The sequence below is a fragment of the Marinicellulosiphila megalodicopiae genome (assembly GCF_045862395.1).
In the GTDB taxonomy this organism is placed as follows: Bacteria; Pseudomonadota; Gammaproteobacteria; order Pseudomonadales; family Natronospirillaceae; genus Marinicellulosiphila; species Marinicellulosiphila megalodicopiae.
Genome location: NZ_AP023087.1, coordinates 1,844,745 through 1,868,538 on the forward strand (window position 1 = coordinate 1,844,745; position 23,794 = coordinate 1,868,538).

The 23,794-nt window shown below is 36.0% G+C and carries 24 protein-coding genes; 18 read left to right on the forward strand and 6 right to left on the reverse strand.

Features of this window, described 5'->3' with window-relative positions:
- Window positions 1-125 precede the first annotated feature (125 nt).
- Entirely contained in the window at window positions 126-494 is a 369-nt protein-coding gene (locus TYM08_RS07765) for a hypothetical protein (protein ID WP_422382402.1), read from the reverse strand.
- Window positions 495-992: 498 nt separating this feature from the next.
- Here TYM08_RS07765 and TYM08_RS07770 point away from each other — a divergent pair, with 498 nt between their 5' ends.
- The 6 genes from TYM08_RS07770 (at window position 993) to mazG (ending at window position 7,604) form a co-directional block, all read left to right on the forward strand.
- On the forward strand, window positions 993-1,757 hold the full coding sequence (locus TYM08_RS07770; protein WP_422382403.1) for a hypothetical protein: 765 nt from the start codon (window positions 993-995) through the stop codon (window positions 1,755-1,757).
- A 29-nt stretch (window positions 1,758-1,786) separates the two neighbouring features.
- Entirely contained in the window at window positions 1,787-2,047 is a 261-nt protein-coding gene (locus TYM08_RS07775) for a hypothetical protein (RefSeq protein WP_422382404.1), read from the forward strand.
- Window positions 2,048-2,147: 100 nt separating this feature from the next.
- Complete coding sequence (cysM, locus tag TYM08_RS07780; RefSeq protein WP_422382405.1) at window positions 2,148-3,056, forward strand: cysteine synthase CysM; 909 nt, start codon at window positions 2,148-2,150, stop codon at window positions 3,054-3,056.
- A complete protein-coding gene (rlmD, locus tag TYM08_RS07785) occupies window positions 3,053-4,438 on the forward strand; it encodes a 23S rRNA (uracil(1939)-C(5))-methyltransferase RlmD (protein WP_422382406.1) in 1,386 nt (461 codons plus the stop codon). The genes cysM and rlmD overlap by 4 nt, the downstream gene beginning before the upstream one ends.
- 101 nt (window positions 4,439-4,539) lie before the next feature.
- The gene (gene relA, locus TYM08_RS07790) at window positions 4,540-6,780 is read left to right on the forward strand and encodes a GTP diphosphokinase (protein WP_422382407.1); all 2,241 of its coding nucleotides are present in this window, start codon (window positions 4,540-4,542) and stop codon (window positions 6,778-6,780) included.
- An 11-nt stretch (window positions 6,781-6,791) separates the two neighbouring features.
- Window positions 6,792-7,604 carry a nucleoside triphosphate pyrophosphohydrolase gene (gene mazG, locus TYM08_RS07795; RefSeq protein WP_422382408.1) on the forward strand — a complete coding sequence of 271 codons (813 nt, stop codon included), beginning with the start codon at window positions 6,792-6,794 and terminating at the stop codon, window positions 7,602-7,604.
- Here mazG and TYM08_RS07800 read toward each other — a convergent pair.
- Genes TYM08_RS07800 through rsmI form a run of 3 tightly spaced genes read right to left on the reverse strand, consistent with a single transcriptional unit; the run spans window position 7,601 to window position 9,814 of the window.
- The gene (locus tag TYM08_RS07800; protein WP_422382409.1) at window positions 7,601-8,494 is read right to left on the reverse strand and encodes a lipase family protein; all 894 of its coding nucleotides are present in this window, start codon (window positions 8,492-8,494) and stop codon (window positions 7,601-7,603) included. The two genes, mazG and TYM08_RS07800, sit on opposite strands and share 4 nt — an antisense overlap.
- 8 nt (window positions 8,495-8,502) lie before the next feature.
- The gene (locus tag TYM08_RS07805; protein ID WP_422382410.1) at window positions 8,503-8,925 is read right to left on the reverse strand and encodes a CopD family protein; all 423 of its coding nucleotides are present in this window, start codon (window positions 8,923-8,925) and stop codon (window positions 8,503-8,505) included.
- A 34-nt stretch (window positions 8,926-8,959) separates the two neighbouring features.
- Window positions 8,960-9,814 (reverse strand): 16S rRNA (cytidine(1402)-2'-O)-methyltransferase, encoded by an 855-nt coding sequence (gene rsmI, locus TYM08_RS07810; RefSeq protein WP_422382411.1) that lies wholly within the window; start codon window positions 9,812-9,814, stop codon window positions 8,960-8,962.
- Window positions 9,815-9,881: 67 nt separating this feature from the next.
- On the opposite strand from rsmI, the gene TYM08_RS07815 reads away from it, so the two are divergent.
- The 9 genes from TYM08_RS07815 to TYM08_RS07855 all read left to right on the forward strand — a co-directional run bounded on the left by TYM08_RS07815 (window position 9,882) and on the right by TYM08_RS07855 (window position 18,591).
- Window positions 9,882-11,732, forward strand: coding sequence for a penicillin-binding protein activator (locus tag TYM08_RS07815; RefSeq protein ID WP_422382412.1), 1,851 nt, complete (start codon window positions 9,882-9,884; stop codon window positions 11,730-11,732).
- Complete coding sequence (locus TYM08_RS07820; RefSeq protein WP_422382413.1) at window positions 11,716-12,144, forward strand: YraN family protein; 429 nt, start codon at window positions 11,716-11,718, stop codon at window positions 12,142-12,144. The genes TYM08_RS07815 and TYM08_RS07820 overlap by 17 nt, the downstream gene beginning before the upstream one ends.
- A 2-nt stretch (window positions 12,145-12,146) precedes the next feature.
- Window positions 12,147-12,722, forward strand: a complete 576-nt coding sequence (locus TYM08_RS07825) for an SIS domain-containing protein (RefSeq protein WP_422382414.1) — start codon at window positions 12,147-12,149, stop codon at window positions 12,720-12,722.
- 1 nt (window position 12,723) lies between these two features.
- Window positions 12,724-13,311, forward strand: coding sequence for a BON domain-containing protein (locus tag TYM08_RS07830; protein WP_422382415.1), 588 nt, complete (start codon window positions 12,724-12,726; stop codon window positions 13,309-13,311).
- Window positions 13,312-13,404: 93 nt separating this feature from the next.
- The gene (locus TYM08_RS07835) at window positions 13,405-14,580 is read left to right on the forward strand and encodes a DUF2868 domain-containing protein (RefSeq protein WP_422382416.1); all 1,176 of its coding nucleotides are present in this window, start codon (window positions 13,405-13,407) and stop codon (window positions 14,578-14,580) included.
- A complete protein-coding gene (locus TYM08_RS07840) occupies window positions 14,580-15,986 on the forward strand; it encodes a GTPase/DUF3482 domain-containing protein (protein WP_422382417.1) in 1,407 nt (468 codons plus the stop codon). Before TYM08_RS07835 ends, TYM08_RS07840 begins: the two co-directional genes overlap by 1 nt.
- Before the next feature lie 61 nt (window positions 15,987-16,047).
- Window positions 16,048-16,470 (forward strand): MAPEG family protein, encoded by a 423-nt coding sequence (locus TYM08_RS07845; protein WP_422382418.1) that lies wholly within the window; start codon window positions 16,048-16,050, stop codon window positions 16,468-16,470.
- Window positions 16,471-16,805: 335 nt separating this feature from the next.
- On the forward strand, window positions 16,806-18,050 hold the full coding sequence (locus TYM08_RS07850) for a malic enzyme-like NAD(P)-binding protein (protein ID WP_422382419.1): 1,245 nt from the start codon (window positions 16,806-16,808) through the stop codon (window positions 18,048-18,050).
- Between the two features lie 103 nt (window positions 18,051-18,153).
- Window positions 18,154-18,591: an SRPBCC family protein gene (locus TYM08_RS07855; RefSeq protein ID WP_422382420.1), complete on the forward strand. Its 438-nt coding sequence runs from the start codon at window positions 18,154-18,156 to the stop codon at window positions 18,589-18,591.
- An 80-nt stretch (window positions 18,592-18,671) separates the two neighbouring features.
- Here TYM08_RS07855 and TYM08_RS07860 read toward each other — a convergent pair whose 3' ends face one another.
- On the reverse strand, window positions 18,672-19,679 hold the full coding sequence (locus TYM08_RS07860; protein ID WP_422382421.1) for a tryptophan--tRNA ligase: 1,008 nt from the start codon (window positions 19,677-19,679) through the stop codon (window positions 18,672-18,674).
- A 324-nt stretch (window positions 19,680-20,003) separates the two neighbouring features.
- On the opposite strand from TYM08_RS07860, the gene TYM08_RS07865 reads away from it, so the two are divergent.
- From TYM08_RS07865 to TYM08_RS07875, 3 genes are all read left to right on the forward strand, one after another.
- Entirely contained in the window at window positions 20,004-21,803 is a 1,800-nt protein-coding gene (locus tag TYM08_RS07865) for a hypothetical protein (protein WP_422382422.1), read from the forward strand.
- 302 nt (window positions 21,804-22,105) lie between these two features.
- Complete coding sequence (locus tag TYM08_RS07870; protein ID WP_422382423.1) at window positions 22,106-22,696, forward strand: transglycosylase SLT domain-containing protein; 591 nt, start codon at window positions 22,106-22,108, stop codon at window positions 22,694-22,696.
- Window positions 22,696-22,920: a DUF350 domain-containing protein gene (locus tag TYM08_RS07875; RefSeq protein WP_422382424.1), complete on the forward strand. Its 225-nt coding sequence runs from the start codon at window positions 22,696-22,698 to the stop codon at window positions 22,918-22,920. Before TYM08_RS07870 ends, TYM08_RS07875 begins: the two co-directional genes overlap by 1 nt.
- Before the next feature lie 77 nt (window positions 22,921-22,997).
- Here the strand turns inward: TYM08_RS07875 and TYM08_RS07880 are convergent, their stop codons facing one another.
- Window positions 22,998-23,768: a phytanoyl-CoA dioxygenase family protein gene (locus TYM08_RS07880; protein ID WP_422382425.1), complete on the reverse strand. Its 771-nt coding sequence runs from the start codon at window positions 23,766-23,768 to the stop codon at window positions 22,998-23,000.
- Window positions 23,769-23,794 lie beyond the last annotated feature (26 nt).

The window sequence follows — 23,794 nt, forward strand, 5'->3', positions numbered from 1 at the left end:
ATCTAAAATCAATCTGGTTTATTGTTTTAAATAAAATATTTTGAAAATTGAATTGTGATACAGGCTGGGTTTTGTTTGAAGTGTGATTCAGTTCTAATTTTTTAAATGGGTAGATAAAATAGAAATTATTCTGTTGGCTCAATCATTGGTTGTTCGGGAGCTTGAGTGGGGTCTAAATTAATTAATTCACGTTTGTTTTCAAATTCAGGAAGTTCAAATCCACGGTTGTGCTCAATTAGTTGAAAATTAGGCATTTGTAAATCTTCATTGAAACCTGGTGTTGAACTTGAATGAGCTTTTGTTGTGTCGGATTGATTGGCTGTTGCTTTTCTAAGATCTAGGTGTTCTTTCGCAGATTCATTAAGGCTTTGAAGCATTTCAATAGAGAATTTTTCATCTTGCCATTGTCCCCAGTCGTCATTAGCTAAACTGAAGCTTGAACTTAAGCTTAGTAAGGATAATGTCACTAATTGGTAGCTGCGTAAAAAAGTCATTTAATACCTATTAAATAAATGTTCAAAGTCATTTACTGGCTTTGAAATTGTTTGTTAATTGTATTATGCATATATTTATGTAAATAATGTCTAAATCTTGTATTTATATTGTAACTGGATGATTTGACGAACCAGACATTTTAATTTTGAATGGACAAATAATTCATCTAAAACAATAAATCATCTAAAACATTGTGCCTATCAATTGTGCCTATTAATAGTGTCTATTTCTTCATCGTGCCAATTATATTCTTCATAGTGCCAATTATAACTATCTTGAATGGCTTAATAAAGGTGCAAAACTTTTCAAAAATAGCGCTGTAATCCTTTTTTATAGTTGTAACTTGTTTGGGTGGCCGTAATATATGGGGCTGAGGCGTAATTGGTTATTTAATTAGTGAAATAGTTATTTTTTGTAATCGGTTATAATGAGAAATAATTCCGTATTTGAACGTTCAATTGATTTTTGAACGATTGCTTTTATTAAGAAATAATAAAATGAAACCATTAAATTTACAGTTGTTGTTAGATGTCTTGCTTGATTGCAATTCCGAATTACCCCTTCGAAAAAAAGTTTTGGATGAGTTTGTAGAGTACTGTGCCTTAATCACAGATATAGACGCGGATGTGACTTTTAATGCTTTTGCGCCTGACACGCATTTGCCATCGGGGATGGCAATTAACCCCCAAGCTGCTGCAATGTGCGTGACAGACTATGGGCGCACAACAGCATTTATAAGAGCAGTGCATGATGCGATGGAATATTTATTAGCTCAAACCCGAAGTAATGCACTTACAACCTCACAAACTCTTAATGTGCTTTATGCTGGGTGCGGCCCTTATGCCACATTGATGCTTGCTACCATTGTGAAATTTCAAGAACACTCTATTAATTTTCATATGTTAGATATTCATCAATCTTCATTGGATAGTGTGCAAATACTGCTTAGGCACTTTGGTGTGGATGTGCAAAAAATTCAGTTTTTTTGTGCCGATGCCTGTGAGTTTAAACCAAAAATTAAGTTTGATTTAATAGTTGCCGAAACCATGCAAAAAGCATTAGAGCAAGAGCCTCAATTCCAGCTAACTGTAAATCTCAAACAATATTTAACCGAAAAAGGGGTTTTTATTCCTGAGGCGATACAGCTTCAATTAGCATTAATTCATTGGAAGCAAGAGCTTGAAATAACCCTAAAATATAAACAAAAATTGCTTCAAACGGATATAAAACAATTTGACCGAGTGTTAATTGGGGGGGATTAACACTTTCAATAGATTCGGTGGATCTTTGGTTGGAAAAGCATAATCATTCTGTTGGGGGATATTTGGATTTTGGCCAGATTTCCTTGCCTTATATTTCAGGTAATATTCAATATGATGTTGCAATTTTGACTGAGATTACTTTGTTTAAAGGGCATAAATTAAAGGAGTATGAAAGTGATTTAACCCTTCCTACTAAAATGCATGAAGCTTCTCCTGCAGTCTCTCAAACAAATTATCAATTAATCTATCAGTTGGGTAATTACCCTAAGTTTGAGCTGAATCTAAAATAAAAACTCATCTAAATGCATTAACGATATAAATATTAATCATTAGTCAAAATCATTGAGCAGGGTACAATGCTTTATTTTTTGACTTTATAGATTTGATATTATGACTGATTTTTCTAAAGCCGATTTCCCTACTATTGAACAATTCATTGGAAATACGCCATTAGTGCGCTTACAACGCTTGGTGCCACAAGATTCAACCAATGTTGTACTGGTGAAGCTTGAAGGCAATAACCCAGCAGGTTCTGTTAAAGATCGCCCTGCCATGAATATGATTGTTCAGGCTGAAGCTAAAGGTTTGATTAAACCAGGGGATTGTTTGATTGAAGCTACAAGTGGAAATACGGGCATTGCCCTTGCTATGGCTTGCGCCATTAAGGGCTATAAAATGATTTTGATCATGCCTGATAATATGAGCGAAGAGCGTAAAGCGTCGATGCGTGCTTATGGTGCTGAATTGGTTTTAGTCACCAAGGAGCAGGGTATGGAATACGCACGAGATTTAGCCTTAACCATGCAAAGTGAAGGTAAGGGAGTTGTTCTAGATCAGTTTAATAATGGCGATAATCCTAATGCGCATTATTTAACAACCGGTCCTGAAATATGGGAACAAACTAAAGGCGAGATCACGCATTTTGTCAGCGCGATGGGCACAACTGGCACCATTATGGGTAACTCTACGTATTTAAAAGAGCAAAACCCAAGCATTCAAATTGTAGGTTTGCAGCCTGAGGATGGTGCGTCCATTCCCGGTATTCGTCGTTGGCCAAAAGAATATTTACCGGGCATTTTTGAAGAGGCCAAAGTCGACAGTGTGATCGATATGGACCAATTAAGTGCTGAAATCACCATGAAACAATTAGCCAGCCAAGAAGGCATATTTTGTGGTGTGAGTTCAGGTGGCGCCGTTGCCGGTGCATTAAGATTAGAAAAACAACTCACCAACAGTGTGATTGTTGCCATTATTTGCGATCGCGGTGATCGCTATTTATCGACCGGAGTGTTTAATTGATTCGTAAACGATTACCAAAAAAAACCAAAAGTGCTGTGAGTAAACAAGCGCTTAAACCCTTTGATGCCACGCAATTAATCGATATTGATCGATTGAGCCACGAAGGCGATGGGATTGGTTTTTCTCAAGGCTACACAGTAACTGTGCCGTTTAGTCTGCCTGGTGAAACAATTTTAATTAAGCACCCTAAATACGATGAACGCTCTGTTTTAGCGGTTATTGATAAAATCGAAAAAGTAAGCGACAAACGAATCGAGCCTGCTTGTGAATACTTTGCCCAATGTGGTGGCTGCGATTTACAGCATGTTGATTACCAAGAGCAAATCGAATTAAAACAATCGCAATTTTTATGGCAATTTAAAGACCTTTTATACCAAGATTTAAAAGGCAAAAAGAAAAGTAAAATTGAAAAGCCATTGTTAAGCGAGCCGTTTGAATATCGCCACCGAATAAGATTGTCTGTTAATGATGGCAAGATTGGCTTTAAACAAGCAGGCAGCAATAATGTCATTCAAGTTGATTCTTGTTTGATTACCCACCCTTTGCTTCAAGCTAAATTGTCCGTCTCACAAGATGATGTCGTGACTCAATTGCATTCTTTGCAATCCGTTGAATGGTTAATTGATGATAATGAACAGATTGCTATTCGTCTGATTTTGAAAAAAATGCCCAACGCCACCAAACTTGCTCAATTAAGCGAGTATTTGGCCGAACACGAGGTGCACAATATTCGTGTAGAAGGTGGCAGTGAGATTTGGCAAAACAGTGAAAACCTCACCCAAAAAATAGAATATTTAACTTACCAATATCGTCCAGGTCAATTTACTCAAGTAAATACTTCAGTTAATCAAAAAATGATCGCTCAAGCGCAGCGTTGGATTTTAGATAGTGTTGGCAAAAATGAGGCAAAACTGAATCAAGCACTGGATCTTTTTTGTGGAATGGGTAATTTTACATTGATGTTGGCAAAGCACTTTAAACACACTATTGGAATGGAAGGTGCTAAAGAGTCTATTCAATGCGCGTTGCAAAATACAAAAGAAAATCAAAAACAGTCTGAACCCGATAAAAAGTCTGAACTAAATGAGTTAACATTTCTCAAACAAGACTTATTTGATCCGTCTTGGCATGAACGATTAGGCTTTAAAACCTTTGATTTGGTTGTGTTGGATCCACCAAGAGCAGGTGCTAAGCAGATTTGTAGCGATATAGATAAAATAGATTGTGACTACTTGTTATACATCAGTTGTAACCAAGCAACATTAAAGCGTGATGCGCAGTTACTAAAACGAAAAAACTTTGTTATAGAACGGGCAGGCATAATGGATATGTTTGCACAAACGCACCATATTGAAACGATGGTGTTGTTTAAGAAAAAATAATAAAAGTGATTGGGTTTTTAGTGATGAATACATTTAATGTGAAATTGCTTAGTTAATCGTCATAAAAATCCATTCACCATAACTTATAGGTAAAAGGGATAATGGTTAAAGTAAGAGAAGAGCATCCAGTATTTAAAGATGGAACCGTTGATATTGATCAGTGGATGATTCGTTTGCAAGAACGTATGCCAATAGTGGATGAAGAGTCATTACTTCGAGCGTGTAAAATTGCTCGTGTAGCACATGAAGAAGGATTAGAACGTCAGGAAAATGCTTGGCAAAATGGGACTTCTAGTTATCATACAGGCCTAGAGATGGCGATGATTTTATCGGATTTACATCTTGATGAAGAATCATTAATCGCCGCTATTTTGTATCGCTGTGTGCGTGAAAATACACTTGCAATCAGTACAGTAAAAGATCAATTTGGATCGAAAGTGGCCTCTTTAATTAAAGGCGTTTTACAAATGGCGATGATCCATACAAAATTTCGTTCCACTCGAGCAAAATTGTTGGGTCAAGATGACACTCAAGGTGAAGCCATTCGTAAAATGCTTGTCACGATTGTGGATGATGTACGCGTCGCCTTAATTAAGTTAGCTGAACGAACCTGTGCCATTAGAGCGGTAAAAACCGCGACGGCAAGTAAACGTTATCGGGTTGCTCGTGAGGTATTTGATATTTATGCACCATTGGCTCATCGATTAGGGGTAGGGCACTTAAAGTGGGAGTTAGAAGATTTATCCTTTCGCTATATTGAGCCTCAAGAATATAAGCGAATCGCTAACTTAATTTCCGAAACCCGATTAGATCGCCAAGAATATATAGATCGTGTACTTAGTGATTTAAAAGATGCTTGTACCAAGCAAAATATTGAAGCCCAAATCTATGGCCGAGCCAAACATATTTATTCAATTTGGCGAAAAATGACTAAGAAAAATATTAATTTCTCTCAGGTTTATGATATTCGTGCCGTCAGAATTATGGTTGAAAACGTCACGCAGTGTTATCAGGTATTAGGGATCGTACACAGTTATTGGCGACATATACCTAAAGAGTTTGATGATTACATCGCCTCTCCAAAACCCAATGGATACAGTTCTTTACATACTGCAGTGATTGGACCTGAGGGTAAAACTTTAGAAATACAAATTCGTACTCCTGATATGCATCAAGATGCGGAACTAGGTGTTTGTGCGCATTGGAAATATAAAGGGACAGACACAAAAGGCAGTCAAGCAAGTAGAAGTTATGAAGAAAAAATAAATTGGCTAAGAAGTGTTTTAGAGTGGCATGAAGAAATCGGCGATTTGGATGGATTTTCTAATCAAATGGCCGAAGATTCATCCGCAGAGCGCATTTATGTATTAACACCTGAAGGGCATATTGTTGATTTACATAAAGGCGCAACGCCTTTAGATTTTGCTTATAAAGTGCATACAGAGATTGGACACTCATGTCGAGGGGCAAAAGTTGCTGGGCAAATAGTGCCGCTTTCATATGAATTACAAATTGGTGATCGAATTGAAATATTAACCACCAAAAATGGAACACCTTCAAGAGATTGGCTAAATAAAGAATTAGGGTTTGTGACTTCATCAAGAGCAAGAAGTAAAATCAAACATTGGTTTAAATCTCAGAATCGAGATCAAAATATTATTGATGGCCGAATCACATTACAACGAGAAATACAACGGTATCACTTTGATAATATAGATTATAACCTCATTGCCCTTGAGGTGAATTTTGATAAAGACGAAGATATGTTTGCAGCAATCGGTGCTGGGGATTTAAGTGTCATGCATGTAATACATGCAGCTGAAGATATTTATAAAGAAAAACAAGAATCTTTTCCAATTTTTAAAGATGTTGTTACAAAACCGTTATCTACTTCTGATATTAATATTCAAGGTGTCGGTAATTTATTAACAAATATTGCTAATTGTTGTTTACCAGTTCCAGGGGATGCCATTGGAGGATTCATTACACAAGGTCGTGGTGTAACTATTCATCGAGCCGATTGTGTGAATTTTTTGCAATTAGAAAACCAAGAGGCACAGCGAATTATTTCTGTTAATTGGGGGCATGAACCAACAAGTGTTTATCCAGTTGAGATTCATATTTCTGCTTATGATCGAACGAATTTATTAATGGATATCATGAAAGTGTTATCGGTACTTGGGGTGAATATTACAAAAGTGAATACAATTTCTAATAAAAATGAATCGTTAGCTGAAATGAGATTGACAATTGAAATTGAAAATATTCACTCACTTAGTAAAATTTTTGCTCATATTTCAAAAATATCCAACATTATTAATGTTGAAAGAGCGGTCGTTTAAGGTTTGAAAAAATGAAAGATCTGTTGTACTTAATGCAAAGATTACGTGATCCAAAAGATGGCTGTCCTTGGGATTTAGAACAAGATTTTAAATCCTTAAGACAATATTCTTTAGAAGAAGTATATGAATTGGTTCAAGCAATTAACTTAAATGACCATGACAATCTAAAAGAGGAACTGGGGGATTTGTTATTTCACATCACCTTTTATGCTCAAATCGCTCAAGAGAAAAATTTATTTAAATTTGATGATGTCGTACAAACTGTTGTTGAAAAACTAGTAAGACGCCATCCCCATGTATTTCCTGAAGGTACGTTGAAATCAAGACGCGATCCAAGTCTCCCAAAATGGACCCACGATCAAATTAATACAATGTGGAGTGAAGTAAAAGCAAAAGAAAAGCTAAGCTTAAATTCAAAATCGATTAAGCCTAAAAGTCAATTGGATATTTTAAAACAAGGATTACCAGCGCTTAAATACGCACAAGACATGCAAAAGCTAGCCAGTAAAACAGGATTTGATTGGACTGAATTAAACGATGTGATTTCAAACTTAGAAGGTGAGATATTGGAGCTTAAAGAAGCCATCGCATCAAAAGATGAAGATCATATCGAAGATGAATTGGGCGATGTTTTATATAGCGTTGTGAATGTTGCAAGACATTTAAATAAAGACGCCGAAGCCAGTTTAACCAGAGCCAGTACCAAATTTAGATTGCGTTTTGAACAGGTTGAAGTCTTAGCAGAAGATCAAAACTTAAATCTAAAAGAGCTTGAATTAACTCAATTAGATTTATTGTGGAATGAAGCTAAAAACCGAATTTAATGCCTGTTAAATTTCTCTTTTAATTGCAAACACAGTCTTTCGTATTCAAAAATACTGTGTTTTTTTCCTACATTTTTAAATAAGAATACATTAATGATCGGCACCAACCCAATTGCATATTGGGTGAATAAAATAACATCTGAAAAATAATGTGACAGTTTATTAAGTACAGAGAAGTCAGTAGCTGAAATGAGTTGTTCTTGATTATTAAAAAACTTTAATGTGAATGCGTTTTTATATCCTGCAAATCTATGTGGGGTTCTTGGTACTAAATCCCCATTTTTAACCACTCTATAAATAGTTTGCCCAAATTTTTGTGTGATGTAATTGGCTAATTTTTTGGATGCAAATCTTGGAGCAGCAAATACATAAGACTCCCGTATCACGACGTTTTCTGGTAATCCAGTTAATAAAAAGCGTGTACATGCAAGTTGCGCCAGTCCGCCACCTAAGCTATGGCCTGAGAACCATAAATTGGCGACTTCATTATTTTCATGAATTCTTTTAATTTCACGTTCGACTTTAGAGTTGATTTTTTCCCAAACAGAATCCACCGCGTTATAAAATCCGCTGTGTACTTCACCTTTTGCTTCATGATATGGCCAAGGCATTTTTTTATAAGTGAAATTGGTTTTCCAGTCTACGGCTTTTGCTTCACTGCCACGAAAAATAATAAATATATGGGTTTGGTAACTGAACACAAAACATTGGGTGTCTGTGTCGTTATTTTCAATAAAAATATCCGAAAATGGAATATCGATACTGTGTTCTTTTAATGTTGCCAACATGGCTTGTTCATTAGAATAAGCAGTTTTGGATAGTTGAACAAAAAAGTTTAAATGATCCACTGAAAAATCAGTGGATTCAGGGGTAAATAACGATAACGACATAGCGATCCTTAAAAGGGCTTAGCGACAACCAAATACACAATAGGAATTAATAATAAAAGCGGCGCTTCATTTAAAAAACGAAAATACACACCGGTTTTGGTATTGCGACCTAGTGTAATTTGTTTTAAATGATAAAAACAAAATCCATGATAACCGATCATAATCAAAACCAAGCTCAGTTTTGCGTGTAACCAGCTGCCTGATTGAAACCAGTTAACGTAATAAATTAACGCAGATCCAAAAATGAGGGTTAATACTAACATGACAACCATAAACTTATTCAGCTTTTGCGCCATAATCAATAAGCGTGACGTGTCTTGGTTGTTTTTTTGTCCATCGGCAAAATGCACAAAAATACGCGGTAAATAAAAAATACCCGCCATCCAGCTCATCATAAATATGATATGAAATGTCTTAATCCACTCGTACATAATACTCTCCTGTTATTGATCTTCTATTTTACTTCTATTGATCTTCTTGCCAGCTTAAAGCTAATTTATATAATTTGTTTTTCTTTTCGCCACAGTGTTGTGCGGCTATTTTTGCAGCAGTTTTTAAGGGGATATTTTCGTCAATTAATAGTTTTAAAAGCATTTCTGACTCGTTGTCATCTTCGGATTTTGCACAAGTTGCCCCTTGCACCATAATTACAAATTCCCCTTTGGTTTGATTACGATCTTCATCCATCAACTTTAATATGTTTTCAATGCTGTCTTTTTTTATGGTTTCAAAGGTTTTGGTTAACTCACGGGCAAAACAAATGGTATGTTGAGGGCCAAGAACTTTTTGCAAGTCTTTTAGGCTGTCTTGAATGCGGTGAGGAGATTCGTAATACACCCAAGTGTGTTCAAAATCTTTTAATGATTCAAAACGTGCCACACGGTTACTTGATTTTGCAGGCACAAATCCTTCAAAATAAAAACGATCCGTCGGTAAGCCTGATACACTTAAAGCGGCAATAATGGCACAAGCTCCGGGAATGGGATAAACCTCAAATCCCGCTTCTTTTACACAGGTGACTAAAAAACAACCTGGATCAGAAATCAGTGGCGTACCGGCATCGCTGATTAGTGCAATTGATTGACCCGATTCAAGCCATGCAACAATTTGAGCCGATTTATCTTTTTCATTATGATCGTGTAAAGATTGTAATTGTCCTTTGATGCTAAAATGTTCTAATAATCGTTTAGAATGGCGAGTATCTTCGCAACAAATAATGTCTACTTGTGAGAGAACTTCGATTGCCCTTGCGGACATATCCTGTAAATTACCAATTGGAGTGGCCACAATGTATAAACAAGAGGCTTGAATGTATGACATAAGCGCTTACAACAGTTAAAATAGTCATTTTGCCTACATCACAATTTATTTCTAGAGTTATTTAACAATGAATCAAAAATTTTTATGTTCAAGTGTCATTAAAAATCTTTCTATCATGCTGTTTGGTGTTGCTTTTTTGTTTGGTTGTCAAACCCAGAAAACCCAGTCGCAAAATAATCAAGGGGCGAATCAACCCATTTATACGATGGAGCCACAAAATTTAGCTGACGATGGTCAAGCGATTATGTTGGCCCGCGATATGATAAATGAAGATGCCATCAATGATGCCATAAGTATTTTAAAACCTTTATCATTTGATCAATTGGCTGAAAATGAAAAACAGCTTTATATTTTGGCTCGAGGAGAACTGGCCATTGCAAGATTTGATGTCGAAGAAGCAAATTATTGGTTAGCTGGGCAATATACTTATTTATTTGATCGTGCCTCTAAAGTCAAACAAATCAATTTACGTTTTTTAAAATCCGATGTGGCTGAAATGAATCAAGATTATTTATCAGCTGCCCGTGAAAGGATTTTTGTGGATGTCGAGTTAAGCGGTGCAATCAAACAACAAAATCATGATGTGATTTGGGAAAATTTATTGAAATTAGGTCCTGAGCAAATCAGCTATTTTTTAAAATCCGCAGGTAATCAATACAGTGCGTTTGATTTAACAGGCTGGTTACAGCTGGCTTTTCAAATTCAAAGTGTGAAAGGTCAAATTTACGTTCAAAATCAAGTGTTGAATCAGTGGTTGTCTACTCATTCATCCCATCCAGCTGCAATGATGTTACCAACCTCGTTGTCCATGTTAAGTGAAGCGCTTAAAAATCAGCCAAAGCAAATTGCAGTAATGGTGCCAATCACTGGTAAATATGGGATTGTGGGTCGATCAATTCAGGCAGGTATTTTGTCTCAATATTATCATAACGTCAGCCAGTCAAACCCAGTAGGTAATATTCGATTTTATGATACGGGGGGAGATAATTTAAATATTATTAATTTATATAATCAAGCAGTGAGCGACGGAGCTGAATTTGTCATTGGCCCATTTTTTGAAAAACCAGTTAATGAATTAGCCAATTTCGAGGGGATAACCGTCCCTGTTTTATTATTGCGCAGTACCAATCAGCCGGCCGTTGTAGCAGATAAAGTCATGCAGTTTGATTTATCCTTAAATCATGAAGTTACCAGAGTCGCAGAACAAGCCATTACGGATGGGCATAGAAATGCAGCAATTATCTATACAAAAGATTCCACTCGAAGACAGGAGTTTGCCAAAATATTTGAACAACGATTCACTCAACTAGGTGGAAGAATTGTTGCAAGAACCCCGTTGGATACAAAGCAAAAATTCATTTATTCCGTTAAAGAATTAATGGGAATTGATGATTCTGAAAAACGCGCGCAAATGGTGTATCAATTATTAGATCAAAGTATCAATAATTTTGAAGTTCGCCCAAGGCGTGACATAGATATGATTTTTATGGTGGTTTCTCAAGATGAAAGCGTACGTTTAAAACCGATTTTTAATCAACAGTATGCCTCTGAAATCCCATTTTATGGGTTAAGTGATATTTATTCTGGTGGTCAATTACCCAAACAATACGATTTTGATAACATCAGGTTGCAAACTATGCCATGGCAATTACAAGGGGTGACGCATAATCAGCTGCCTGAACGCAACGAATTAACCACCGCTTATCAAGCAAATGAAGTATCGGTAAGTATCGCCGCTCAAGGTGTAGATGCCTATAGCATTATGATGCAGTTTGATATTTTTAAGCAGTTTGAAGCTAATACAATTTCAGGTGTGACAGGTAATTTGCATCAACCTACCCCTGGTGTGATTCACAGTAATCGCGATTGGATAATTATTGAACGTAATAAAATTAAACCTTATGAAGTGGATCAATAAATTACTTGCCTTTTGGCCGTTTTCTAAGCGTTCGTCGGGCAATCAAGCAGAAAATATTGCTTGTCGGTATTTAAAGTCAAAAGGGTTGAAACTTAAAAATAAGAACTTTTCCTGTAAAATGGGTGAAATAGATTTGATTATGTTTCACAAAGAAGTGTTAATTTTTGTAGAAGTGAGAATGCGTAGCCGAAAAGATTATGGCGGTGCGTTATTATCAGTGAATCGTGCAAAACAGCTTAGAATTATTAAAACTGCTCAAATGTATTTAAAAAAATATGGTGCTCATCCTCCAAAATGCAGGTTTGATGTTATTGCGATTGATGGCAATCAAATGCATACTGCTAAACATTTTCAATACAATGATAAAACCTATGAGTTAACATGGGTAAAAAACGCGTTTAATTTGGGGTAGTGATGAGCCAGCATGAGTTAATAGTTAAGCATTTTGAACAAAATATCCAGACAAGTATGTACGCTCAAGATATGTTGGTTGAACATATAGAACAAGTGGCACAACTTTGTACGGATGTGTTGGTCTCAGATTCACATAGAATATTTACCTGTGGCGTTCAATTAAGTGAAATTGTCGCACAATATTTTACAGCAGCATTACTAAAACGCGCACCGGGAGTGAAACCTGCACTTCCTAGTATCAATTTGAATCTAAACAGTTTTATGCAAATGGGCGCGGGAGTAGATGCACATATCGACACATTACGCGCATTAGCCCGTCCAAAAGATGTGTTATTAGTATTTGCTTTAGATGGCGATGATCCAATGATCATACAAACCGTAAGAGTAGCGAATGAATTAGATATTCAAGTTGTGGTGGTTTTGGGGCAGCATGGTTTTGGTGTGAATAATGAATTAACTGCGCAAGATGTTGAAATACGCATTCCTGCTGATGATGATGCCTCAGTGATTGAGCATCAAATATTGATATCCAATACATTTATAAAATTAATAGACAATCAATTATTTGGGTTTTAAAGTGAAAATCAAACAAACTTTTTTAACAATCAGTCGCATTTTAGTCATTGGGTGTGTGATCGCATCGGTTATGAGTAGCTGCGCGATGTTTAAAAAAACCGAGAGCATCGATCTTAAAAGTGAAGCTCGAACCACCGATCAATTGATTGATGATAGTCAATTAGAACGCTCTATTGAAAAAACATTAAAAAATACATCTGAAAAATTTGATCAATCTAATATCAGCGTATTATCAAGTAACGGTTGGATCTTACTAGTAGGTGAAGTTCCTGAAGCGTCCATGATTTTGCAAGCCGAGACCATTACCAACGAAGTACCTGGGGTTGTGGCGGTACATAATTATATAAAAGTGGATGAAAACCGTACCTTATTAGAGTCTGCTCATGACAATTGGATTAAATTAAAAGTGAGAAATCATTTAGGCATTGATCCTAAATTTCCTTCGCAAAAAATTACAGTGCATACTGAAAAAGGCATCGTTTATTTAATGGGGCAGATTAGCTCTGAACATGTTTCAAAAGCCGATGCAAACGCACGTGAAGTCAAAGGTGTGCAAGATGTGATTAAAGTGTTTGAAGTGATTGAATAATAACTTTCTATCGTCTTAATATCGTTTAATGATTTAATTGGTCGCTTTTAATTGATATTAAAAGTGACATAACCATTTTATGGATTCCCATTTATGTTGAGTCTCAATCAACGCGCACTTTTAATATTATCCATTATTACCCATCCCAATACGTTAATTTCAAACAAACACGCGCCCAGCCAATTTGAATATTCAACCCTGCCAAATCGTATTTTGCAATTTAATCAATTAGGTTTGGTTGTATTACTTCCTTGGTTGTCTGCTATTTTGGCCATCATAAGTACGCAAAGTATTTTGATGTTGTCCGATCAAAAACCGCTTAATTTATTCTTTTTATTATTTATTTTGTTAGTGATGCCTTGGTTAACTTACCTTTTAATGCTTTGGCTTAAATTTCAAATAGTAAAAATTTTACCTTCAACACAAATAACGCCAACGGGTTTATTAAGCGGTTATATAAAACACATGGCCAGTGAAGCGGCTTTTGTTTTTTCGTTGGTGTCTTGGGTGTGTATTTGGCTTAATTTATTATTAACGGATATTCCGCTGGGCTGGAGCAGTACTTTTAGTTTGTCATCAGGGCAATTGGCGGCTGTTGCGAATTCGATCGCTTTTTTATGGTCAGGTTGGCTTGAGTCTTTTAGTTTGGATGTCTCTTGGTTTGAAAAAAGCCAATATTTTCATTTAGAACAACCCCAATTACATGACGCTTCTCAAAGTGCACAGGGTTGGCGTTTTATCATGCTTGGTGTTTTAGTGTATTCATTATTACCAAGATTGATGATATATGTATTTCATAAAATTAAATTAAATACACAATTAAAAAAATGGATTCAACTTCAGTGGCCATTAATGATTCAACAAATGAATCAAAGTACTGGCAATTCACCTAAATCAAAAGAATTGGTCGAGTTAACTCAAAAAGTATTTGAAATCCATCAATATGACCAAGTTTTAGGCTGGCAAACCAAGCTAGATGGCGAACATTGGGTTGAATTAGGCACTCATGCATGGCAGCACGATTTAGACTTAATCAATAAAATAAAATTAGATAATCAAATAAAAACCGTCGCAATCGTTGTGAATTCAGCTCACGCCCCCGTGGCAGAATTGTCTGATTTATTAAGTTCATTGAAAGAATCTAACCCTGCTAAAACCATAACATTGGTGGTGTTAACTTCTAAAAAAGTACGAGACGGTCAAATTTATTCTTGGCAAAGCTTTGCAAAAGAATTAAATATTCAAAGCTATATGGCGGATAAATTATAATGAATAACCACCCACCCACCTTTGCTGTTGTCGGTCAGCCCAATAAAGGTAAGTCTAGCGTTGTGGCAACATTAGCTAGATTAAGTGACATTGAAATATCAGCACGCTCGGGCACAACACAAAAAAGCGATGGTTTTGATGTAAAAACTAACGATAACGTTTTGTATCGATTATATGATACACCTGGATTTCAGCGTGCAAGACAGGTGATGCATTGGTTGTCATCACAAAACCCTGATGCGTCACAACGCGCACAAACGGTGCAAGACTTTATTCAATATGCAAAATCAACTGACCAGTTTCATGATGAATGTGAATTACTGACACCCATCTTTTTGGATAAATCATCGACAGGCATTATTTATGTGGTCGATGGTTCTTGTGAGTATCATCCAAGCATCGAGGCCGAATTAGAAATTCTACAATGGACAGGACAGCCAAGAATGGCACTGATCAATCCTATTGAATCCGATGAATTTGTCGAACAGTGGAAGCAAGCATTAGGGCAATACTTTTCAATAGTAAGAGTGTTTAATCCCGTGAGTGCTAATTTTGATGAACAAATGCAATTGCTAGATGGCTTTATGCAATTAGAAGGGAATTGGCAAGGGGCTTTGCAAAATGCAAAAACACAATTAAAAGCAGAAAAACAATCTTTGGTGACTTTGAGTTCTTACCAAATAACATTGATGATTGAACAAGTATTGCGCTTACAAATCAAACTGCCCATTGTGCATGAGTCTATGATCGAGACTGAAAAAAATGCCTTGTTAGCAAAATTTAAAAAACAAATCATCGAATTGGAGTCCAATTGTTTTTTGCAGTTGGGTTTGTTGTTCAAGCACCATATTCAAATAAGTAGTGAAGCAATCCAAATGGACACTGATGCATTATTTGATAAAGAGCAGTGGTTTTTATGGGGGTTAAATCAGACACAGTTAGTTAAGTATTCCGCAATGGCCGGTTTTACATTAGGTGCAGCTATTGATCTAAGTGTGGGTGGGGCGTCATTGCTATTGGGTGCAATCAGTGGTGGGGTTGTCGGAGGTGTGGGCAGTTTAGCGGCTATGAAATATTCTGATAAATGGCTAAAGGACATTCATTTAGTAGGAGAGAAGATCGTAATTGGGCCAATTGGTAATCAAGCGTTTATGTTTGCTTTATTAGGTAGAAGTATCTCGTTTTTAAATACACTAAACAAACGTAATCATGCAAATCAAAACAATCAAATCGCAATAAACGATATAGAAGTTAAAGCCACTAATTGGTCAAAATCATTAAGTTCTAAACAATTATTAGAATTAACTAAATTATTAAAAGTCGTCAATAAGCGCGCTTGGAAGTTGTCCGAACAATCTAAAATGCAAAGCTTGATAGTGAAAATATTAGACAGTCAAAGCTTATAGTGATTGAGATTTTTAACGTTGTACGGTAGATTGGCTTTTTTTATTATCAAAGGGAAACAAAATGGAAATTAAATCAGAATTGTTCAACATGGGTATGCAAATGAGCACAGAATTATGGTCACTCATTTATATGGGAGTATTTTTATTAGCGCTAGGATTATTGCCATTAATTGCTAAGTTTATTCAAAATGGACTTGGTAAAATCATTACTCGAAAAGATTTACCAGCCTTAGAAGGTTGGGGCGACAGAGCTGAACGCTCAGTTCGTAACCTTTATGAAAGCTTACCTTTATTTACAATACTTGCCTTAATTGTTCATTTTCAAAATTACTCAAATGAAACAACCGCAATGGGTGCAATTGTTTTTTGTGTGAGTCGCACGCTGCATCCTGCTACTTATATCTTCAATCTATATCCTTTAAGAACATTAACGTATGTTACTGCGATTGTTGGAATGGGGATGATGGGGTCGGTATTTTTCTAAATTGTACTGATTAATAAGCCAAGCCAGAAGTTTAACTCTGGCTTGGCGAATGTTTTTGATTTCTTGGGACTATTCATTTTAATAAACTTTTAAGCCTCTAAACCCCTTCTTTTTAAATTCACTCTAAATAAATACAGTCAAATTTGATTAGAATATTTCTATTGTTAAAGCTATGTTCTACGCTTGGTGGAGCTGTAAATTCTATGTTAAAAAGTAGAAAACAAAACCAGTTAAAAAAAAACATATTTTTAAGGGCGTGGTCTGTAATTATTTGTTATTATCTCGCCACTTTAAAATTGCCGCTGTGGCTCATTTCTTAATTGATGGGAATCATTATGTCTAACGATTTAAAACAAGATGCGCTGGATTACCATGCGTACCCAACACCAGGTAAGTTATCAATTGAATTATCAACTGATGCGTTAACTGCTCGTGATTTAGCATTAGCTTATAGCCCAGGTGTCGCTGAGCCAGTAAAAGCGATTGCTGAGAATCCAGAAGATGCATACAAATATACGATGAAAGGCAATTTGGTTGCGGTTATTTCTAACGGTACTGCTATTTTAGGTTTAGGTAACTTAGGTGCATTGGCCTCTAAGCCTGTAATGGAAGGTAAAGGTTTATTATTTAAACGTTTTGCTAACGTGGATTCAATTGATATCGAAGTGGATACAACTGACGTTGACGATTTTGTAAAAACTGTTGAAAACATCGCCGAAACATTTGGCGGCATTAACTTAGAAGATATCAAAGCACCTGAGTGTTTTGAAATTGAAAAGCAGTTAATTGAAAAATGTAATATCCCTGTTTTCCATGATGACCAACACGGTACCGCAATTGTTACAGTTGCCGGTATGTTAAACGCGTTAGAGATTCAAGGTAAAGACATCAAAACCGCTAAAATGGTCTGTTTAGGTGCAGGTGCTGCGGCATCAGCTTGTTCTAAATTATTGATTACAGCGGGCATGAACCCACAAAACATCTTTATGTTAGATCGCCAAGGTGTGATTCACACAGGTCGTACTGACTTAAATAAATACAAGCAAGAATTTGCAGTAGATACTGATCGTCGTACATTAGATGACGCAATGGAAGGTGCTGATATTTTCTTAGGTTTGTCAGGTCCTAATCTGTTAACACAAGAGCAAGCTAAAAAAATGGCACCTAAGCCAATTATTTTTGCATGTTCAAACCCTGATCCAGAAATCGCACCTGCTGAAGCATTAGCAGTACTTGACGATTTAATCATGGCAACAGGTCGCTCTGATTTCCCTAACCAAGTAAATAACGTGTTAGGTTTTCCTTTCATCTTCCGTGGTGCATTAGATATCCGAGCAACCCGTATTAACGAAGAAATGAAATTAGCTGCGGCTCACGCAATTAAAGATCTAGCTAAATTGGAAGTGCCACAAGGTGTAGTTGATGCATACGGCGGAGATCCATTGTCATACGGTAAAGAATACATCATTCCAAAACCAATGGACGAGCGTTTGTTAAATGCAGTTGCCGGTGCAGTCGCGCGTGCTGCTGTTGAGACAGGTGTTGCTAAGTTAGCACTTCCAGAAAAGTACAAAATTTAATCAGATTTTTTAAATTAAATTGACTATTATCAAGCCTAGCTATATTTGTAGTTAGGCTTTTTTTTGCCTACCATAAACTCAAAATATCCACCATGGAGCCAACATGAGAGAGATTAAGTCAGAGAGTCAAATAAACGCACCGATCGATAAAGTATGGAGTGTATTAACTGATATCAACAATTGGGAAAGTTGGAATCCCGGTATGAAAGGAAGCGGACGTACAATAGAAGGCAACAGCGTCACCATTGAAATGATCGATGAAAACGGCAATACCACCACTAAATATGAGCCACTAATTTTAGATGTAAACGCCCCTAAATACTTTCGTTGGAAGGCAAAAATGATGGCAGGCTTTATGTTTACCAATGAGCGTGTTTTTGAATTAAGTGAAAACGAAAATGGCGTATTATTAATTAACAAAGAAACCTTTTCAGGATTAATGGTGCCATTGTTTTGGGGTAAAATGCAGGGCTTTGTTGGGCCGACGTTAGATAAAATGAATGTGGCGTTGAAAGAGAAAGTAGAAAAAATAGAAAAATAGAAAAACTGTAATTAAATCAGTTAGGCACAAAAAAGCCCCTTTTATACAAAGATAAAAGGGAATTTTTTATAGAGTGGGATTTACAAAATACCCATACCCAATTTCTTACGAATATCACTCATAAAAGGTCCGCTCACAGCACGTGCTTTTTCAGCGCCTTTTTGTAAAACAGACTCTAAATACGCAGAATCTTGCATTAATCGGTTGTACTCTTCACGAGGGCCAGAAAGCTCTTCGTTGATTAATTCAAACAATTCTTTTTTCGCGTTGCCCCAACCGATGCCTTCCACAAATTTTTGCTTCATGCTTTCAATATCAGACTCGCTAGCAAACGCACTGTAAATATCAAAAACGGCTGAATCATTAAAGTCTTTTGGTTCACCTGGCTCTAACGAGTTAGTGACAATTTTGTTGATCGCTTTTTTAAGCTTTTTCTCTGTTTCAAACAATGGAATGGTGTTGTCGTAACTTTTGCTCATTTTACGACCATCAAGGCCGGGTAAAATCATAGAGCTGTCATCAATCACCGCTTGTGGTAGTGCAAACGTATCACCAAAGTGATGGTTAAAACGACCGGCAATATCACGGGCCATTTCAATGTGTTGAATTTGATCTTTGCCTACAGGGACTTGGTTCGCATTAAACATCAGCATGTCAGCGGCCATTAAAATTGGGTAGCTAAATAACCCCATATTAATGCCTTTGTCGCCGTCTTGTTCGCCGCCGTCTAAGTTGTCTTGTACTGCTGCTTTATAAGCATGCGCACGGTTCATTAAACCTTTGGCTGCATTACAAGTTAACACCCAGCTTAACTGTGGAATCTCAGGAATGTCCGATTGACGATAAAAAGTCACATTGTCAGTATCTAAACCCAAAGCTAACCAAGTAGCAGCAATGGCTTTACTTGATTCAGCAATACGCTTTGGATCTTGACACTTAATTAATGCGTGATAATCAGCCAAAAAGAAAAACGAATTAACGTCTGTGTTTTTACTTGCTTCAATAGCGGGTTTAATCGCCCCTGCATAATTGCCCAAATGTGGAATGCCCGTAGTGGTGATCCCAGTTAAAACGGTTTGCTTAGTCATAATTACAACACTTAAAAAAATTTTGCGAAGAGTAGCAAATATGCGGGAATAAATCGAATATCCTCTTTGGAATTAATGAAATTATGTTTGTATGCAGTGTAAATTAAGTGAAAACAAACTCTATTTAAAGACAGTTTTCTTGGCAGGCTAGGGCGCTCAATTTTATTCATCTGATAGATGAAATTACGTTTGATGATATTTATTATAAATGGCTAAAATACATTTTTATTGTTATATTTGGCGCCTTGTAAAAATCGCGATTTGATTTTTTTAATTAACACAATATACATTTCGAATTTGGATATTGATCAAAGGAAAAAATATATGAATATCAAGAATTTACTAGCCGGTTCAATATTAATTGGCAGTCAACTAGTTTTAAGTGGGTGTAAAGAAACACCTGTCAAAGATAACACTCCTACTCAAGCAGAAAAACAAGAGGCTGCATTAGTTCAAGCCAAATCATTCACAGCCAACATGCAAAGTGATATGGCTGCCATTGTTGATGTTGAAGACGAAGTGATGAGTTTTTTTGAAGGCGTTGAACAGGATGCTGAAAACATCAATACACTTGCACTAGAGGCTCATTTTAAAGCCATTGCGCAAGCTACAATTTTAACAGCTCAGTATTTAGAGCCTTCCGTAATAGAGATATATGATGACAGCGGTGAATTTGAAAGTGTAGCGCTAGATTTCTCTCAAATACCGTTAACTGCCTCAATTGAAAGTTACAATACTGGTGATTTAGAGTCATTATTATCTTATGATTATGAGGAAGTATGTGAATACTTTAGCAGCTACATAAATGGAGATGTTTATGATGACGAAGGGAATTTAGTCAGTGTTGGTCGAATTGAGTATTATAACGAAAATTATATAGATAGCATTGATGGTAATTATGTCACTTCAACAGATTCGATTTTTGACCCGCAAAGTGGAGAATATTATACCAGTTATGAAACCTGCTACGAACAACCACTATATCCTGTAAGCGAAGATGGATTTGCAAACGCATTCACAGGTGATTTTGTTTTTGATCCGCAAACGAATATTTTAACCGTAACAAATGCAACAACATCAGTCACAACCGATGATGGTGTTGATAGTGTGACTGCGGATGTGATGTTTAGTTATGAGGTTAAATTACCTTCATTTGATCAGGATGGTAAATTCACTGTAGCATTAACGAACTTTCAATCTTCTGATAATTACAATAACAGTTTAACCATTGATAATTTATATTTTAATTTAGAAGCGGGTGTTGGTTTTAGTAATTATGAATTGACTTTCTACGAAGATACTATTGAGGCAGAAGGCGAGCGTTTGCTAAATTCACTCACTGCTTTTTCTGTTGGGTTAGATGCTATTGAATTAGATTTAAATGGCTTAAAAATATACGGCTCTGGTTCATTATCTATGTCAGGTATCGAAATTGATACTGAAATCCTAAATACAAAAGTAGGTGCTTTTGAATTAAATATATCAGGTGGTATTGAAAATAGTTCTGGTGCTAAAGTTGAAGTGAATGCGGCATTATCAATCTATGAAACATATTCTGATGGTGCTTCAGTTAGAAATACAGTTATGGTGAACCTTCATTTAGATGCAATGTTATACAAAGCAAATAATACTACTCCTGAAATTTCAGCAATTTTCGATTTTGCATTAACATCAAACCTTACAGACTCTGCAAGTGACATCGACTCTGATATGTGTGGAATTGAAACATACAATGAAGAAACTGATGAATATGACTATACGGCGTGTGATTATGAATTTATCTCACAATATATAGAGTCTATTCAAATCCAAGCGGATTACCAATTAATTATTGGGCAAAACGTTTATGAATTTGGCGGTTATTTAGATTTAAATCTTGTTAATGAATCTGCTGATTTTACATTAACTCAAGTGAAAGGCGGTTCAACGACTCAGTTGGTTTTATATCAAAATGCAGATGCTGATTTTGATGTTGAGAAGCTTGAAATTGGGGTAATCAAAACCAATTCAATTGAGGTAGGCACTATTTATTTGAATATGGATACAAGTAATATCGAAGTTGATTTCATAGATGGGACAACTGACACCATGTTTGATGCTAATGAATTTTTAGAAATGATGTAATCCTCTAAATATTAGCTTATCAGGCTAATTCTTTATTGATTATTAAGACCTATGTTCAAAATTGAATATAGGTCTTTTTTTATGCGTAAGGATGTCGTAGTTAGATGTTGTAGTTAATAGAATTAAGTTGCGGCTACGCGCAACCTATTCTTATTTATTAGATTTTGTAGTTAGATTTTAAAGACTCAAGTTGATTTTCTGTTATTACCTCCATGTTAGTTTTCGTCATCCATAGAACAAGAGATCCTTGACCTAATCCATTTAAAAAAGGAAAATGAGCGTTTTTTAACACTTGAATATACATGAAAACTCCGTTTAATTATTTGCTAGTTGTTTTTCTGATTTTACTTTCCATTCAATTTGCCCATGCTCAAGCATTTGCTAAATACAAAAAACATGAAAAATACGATAATTATTTTGCAAAATATTCCAAGCGTTTTTTTGGGCCAGCATTTGATTGGCATGTATTTAAAGCACAGGCCATTGCCGAGTCTAACTTGATGCCTGAGGCAGAATCTTATGTAGGCGCGCAAGGAGTGATGCAAATTATGCCCAGAACCTATCAAGAAATTATCAATAAAAATCAATTTATTACGGGGGCGGCCACCGAGCCAAAATCCAATATTGCAGCTGGTATTTATTACGATAAACAAAAATGGGATTTTTGGACAGCAGAACGCACATTAGAAGAGCGATTAAAATTTATGTTTGCTTCCTACAATGCAGGGGCAGGAAACGTATTAAAAGCTCAAAAAAAATCCGAACAAAATGGCATTCAAGCCAGTACTTGGGAGCCAGTTTCTGAAAGTTTAAAAGAAGTAACAGGCAAACATAGTACAGAAACAATTAACTATGTCGAAAAAATTTTTATAATACACGAGGATATAAACTGATGGATTTCACAATCATCTTGATAAACTTTACATACGCAATAATAGGGTCGTTTGTTGCCATTTTTATGATGGTAATTGGCTATAAAATGTTTGATAAAATCACACCGTTTGATACAGCAAAAGAATTGCAATCTGGTAATTTAGCAGTGGGTGTTGTGGTCGCGGGTATCTTTATTGGATTGGGTTTAACTTTTGGGTTAGTGATGGGGATGGGTTTAAACTAATATACGTTACTGCGCAATGACTTCGATTATTGCGCTATTTTTTTATCTTAAATCTAAGGAATCTCTGATTTAGAAAGTTAAATTCTGGTTTTCAGATTCATTGTATTTAAAAATAACCTTGGGTCATGAATTTTTTCAAGTAATGCAGTATTTGGCAAACAATCATCGTCCACATAGTCTGCATAATTGCCTCTAGAATCAAACACTAAAATATCAAACGCTAATCGATCTAATCCATAAACGCCACGATGAATCATATCCGCTGAAAATAATAAAAGATCTCCAGCGTCTAGTTTGATTTGGGTGCTGCTGCTTAACTCTTCGCAACTCGTTCGGTTTTTTCGCTCCATGCGAACATCCAACTCTTCCATTGTGTCCCAGCGTTTGTGGGTACCTGGCACTAACTGCATACCTAATTCATCAAAGATCGGAACCCGTAGATGCATCACTTGAGGTTCAAATATGACTCGTTTTTGATCTTCTAAATCAAAATCGTATTGGCAGTCTCGGTGCCAAAACGTTTTTAGTTGTTTATTAAATGGATTAAAAAATAACTGGGTATTCATAAATGCAGGTGTGGCTGTAATGATCGACTCGATGGTTGTCATCATTTTTTTCGAACTGATGAAATTAAATAATATAAGTCTGTCCTCGTCATTTAAATACTGGCTGCCTGTGATTAATGATGAGTTAAATGCTTCGGTTTCATAAAAGTCTTTATTATCTGTTTTCCATGCTTCATGAAATTTTAATATCACGTTTCTAATGGTGTCCATTTCACAAAGGGTAAAAAAATTTCGAATGACCACATAACCTTGATCGTTATATTGCATTGAGTTGTCTTTCATATGCGAAACCGTCTTTTTGTATTTTC

Bases quoted from the DNA above. Each gene is read 5' to 3' on its own strand.
- TYM08_RS07825 (WP_422382414.1), top strand. From the start codon at position 12,147: ATGAGCCAGCATGAGTTAATAGTTAAGCATTTTGAACAAAATATCCAG.
- TYM08_RS07860 (WP_422382421.1), bottom strand. From the start codon at position 19,679: ATGACTAAGCAAACCGTTTTAACTGGGATCACCACTACGGGCATTCCA.
- cysM (WP_422382405.1), top strand. From the start codon at position 2,148: ATGACTGATTTTTCTAAAGCCGATTTCCCTACTATTGAACAATTCATT.
- TYM08_RS07850 (WP_422382419.1), top strand. From the start codon at position 16,806: ATGTCTAACGATTTAAAACAAGATGCGCTGGATTACCATGCGTACCCA.
- TYM08_RS07770 (WP_422382403.1), top strand. From the start codon at position 993: ATGAAACCATTAAATTTACAGTTGTTGTTAGATGTCTTGCTTGATTGC.
- TYM08_RS07845 (WP_422382418.1), top strand. From the start codon at position 16,048: ATGGAAATTAAATCAGAATTGTTCAACATGGGTATGCAAATGAGCACA.
- TYM08_RS07800 (WP_422382409.1), bottom strand. From the start codon at position 8,494: ATGTCGTTATCGTTATTTACCCCTGAATCCACTGATTTTTCAGTGGAT.
- mazG (WP_422382408.1), top strand. From the start codon at position 6,792: ATGAAAGATCTGTTGTACTTAATGCAAAGATTACGTGATCCAAAAGAT.
- TYM08_RS07805 (WP_422382410.1), bottom strand. From the start codon at position 8,925: ATGTACGAGTGGATTAAGACATTTCATATCATATTTATGATGAGCTGG.
- TYM08_RS07875 (WP_422382424.1), top strand. From the start codon at position 22,696: ATGGATTTCACAATCATCTTGATAAACTTTACATACGCAATAATAGGG.
- TYM08_RS07815 (WP_422382412.1), top strand. From the start codon at position 9,882: ATGAATCAAAAATTTTTATGTTCAAGTGTCATTAAAAATCTTTCTATC.
- TYM08_RS07835 (WP_422382416.1), top strand. From the start codon at position 13,405: ATGTTGAGTCTCAATCAACGCGCACTTTTAATATTATCCATTATTACC.
- TYM08_RS07765 (WP_422382402.1), bottom strand. From the start codon at position 494: ATGACTTTTTTACGCAGCTACCAATTAGTGACATTATCCTTACTAAGC.
- relA (WP_422382407.1), top strand. From the start codon at position 4,540: ATGGTTAAAGTAAGAGAAGAGCATCCAGTATTTAAAGATGGAACCGTT.
- rsmI (WP_422382411.1), bottom strand. From the start codon at position 9,814: ATGTCATACATTCAAGCCTCTTGTTTATACATTGTGGCCACTCCAATT.
- TYM08_RS07855 (WP_422382420.1), top strand. From the start codon at position 18,154: ATGAGAGAGATTAAGTCAGAGAGTCAAATAAACGCACCGATCGATAAA.
- TYM08_RS07840 (WP_422382417.1), top strand. From the start codon at position 14,580: ATGAATAACCACCCACCCACCTTTGCTGTTGTCGGTCAGCCCAATAAA.
- TYM08_RS07865 (WP_422382422.1), top strand. From the start codon at position 20,004: ATGAATATCAAGAATTTACTAGCCGGTTCAATATTAATTGGCAGTCAA.
- TYM08_RS07880 (WP_422382425.1), bottom strand. From the start codon at position 23,768: ATGAAAGACAACTCAATGCAATATAACGATCAAGGTTATGTGGTCATT.
- TYM08_RS07820 (WP_422382413.1), top strand. From the start codon at position 11,716: ATGAAGTGGATCAATAAATTACTTGCCTTTTGGCCGTTTTCTAAGCGT.
- TYM08_RS07870 (WP_422382423.1), top strand. From the start codon at position 22,106: ATGAAAACTCCGTTTAATTATTTGCTAGTTGTTTTTCTGATTTTACTT.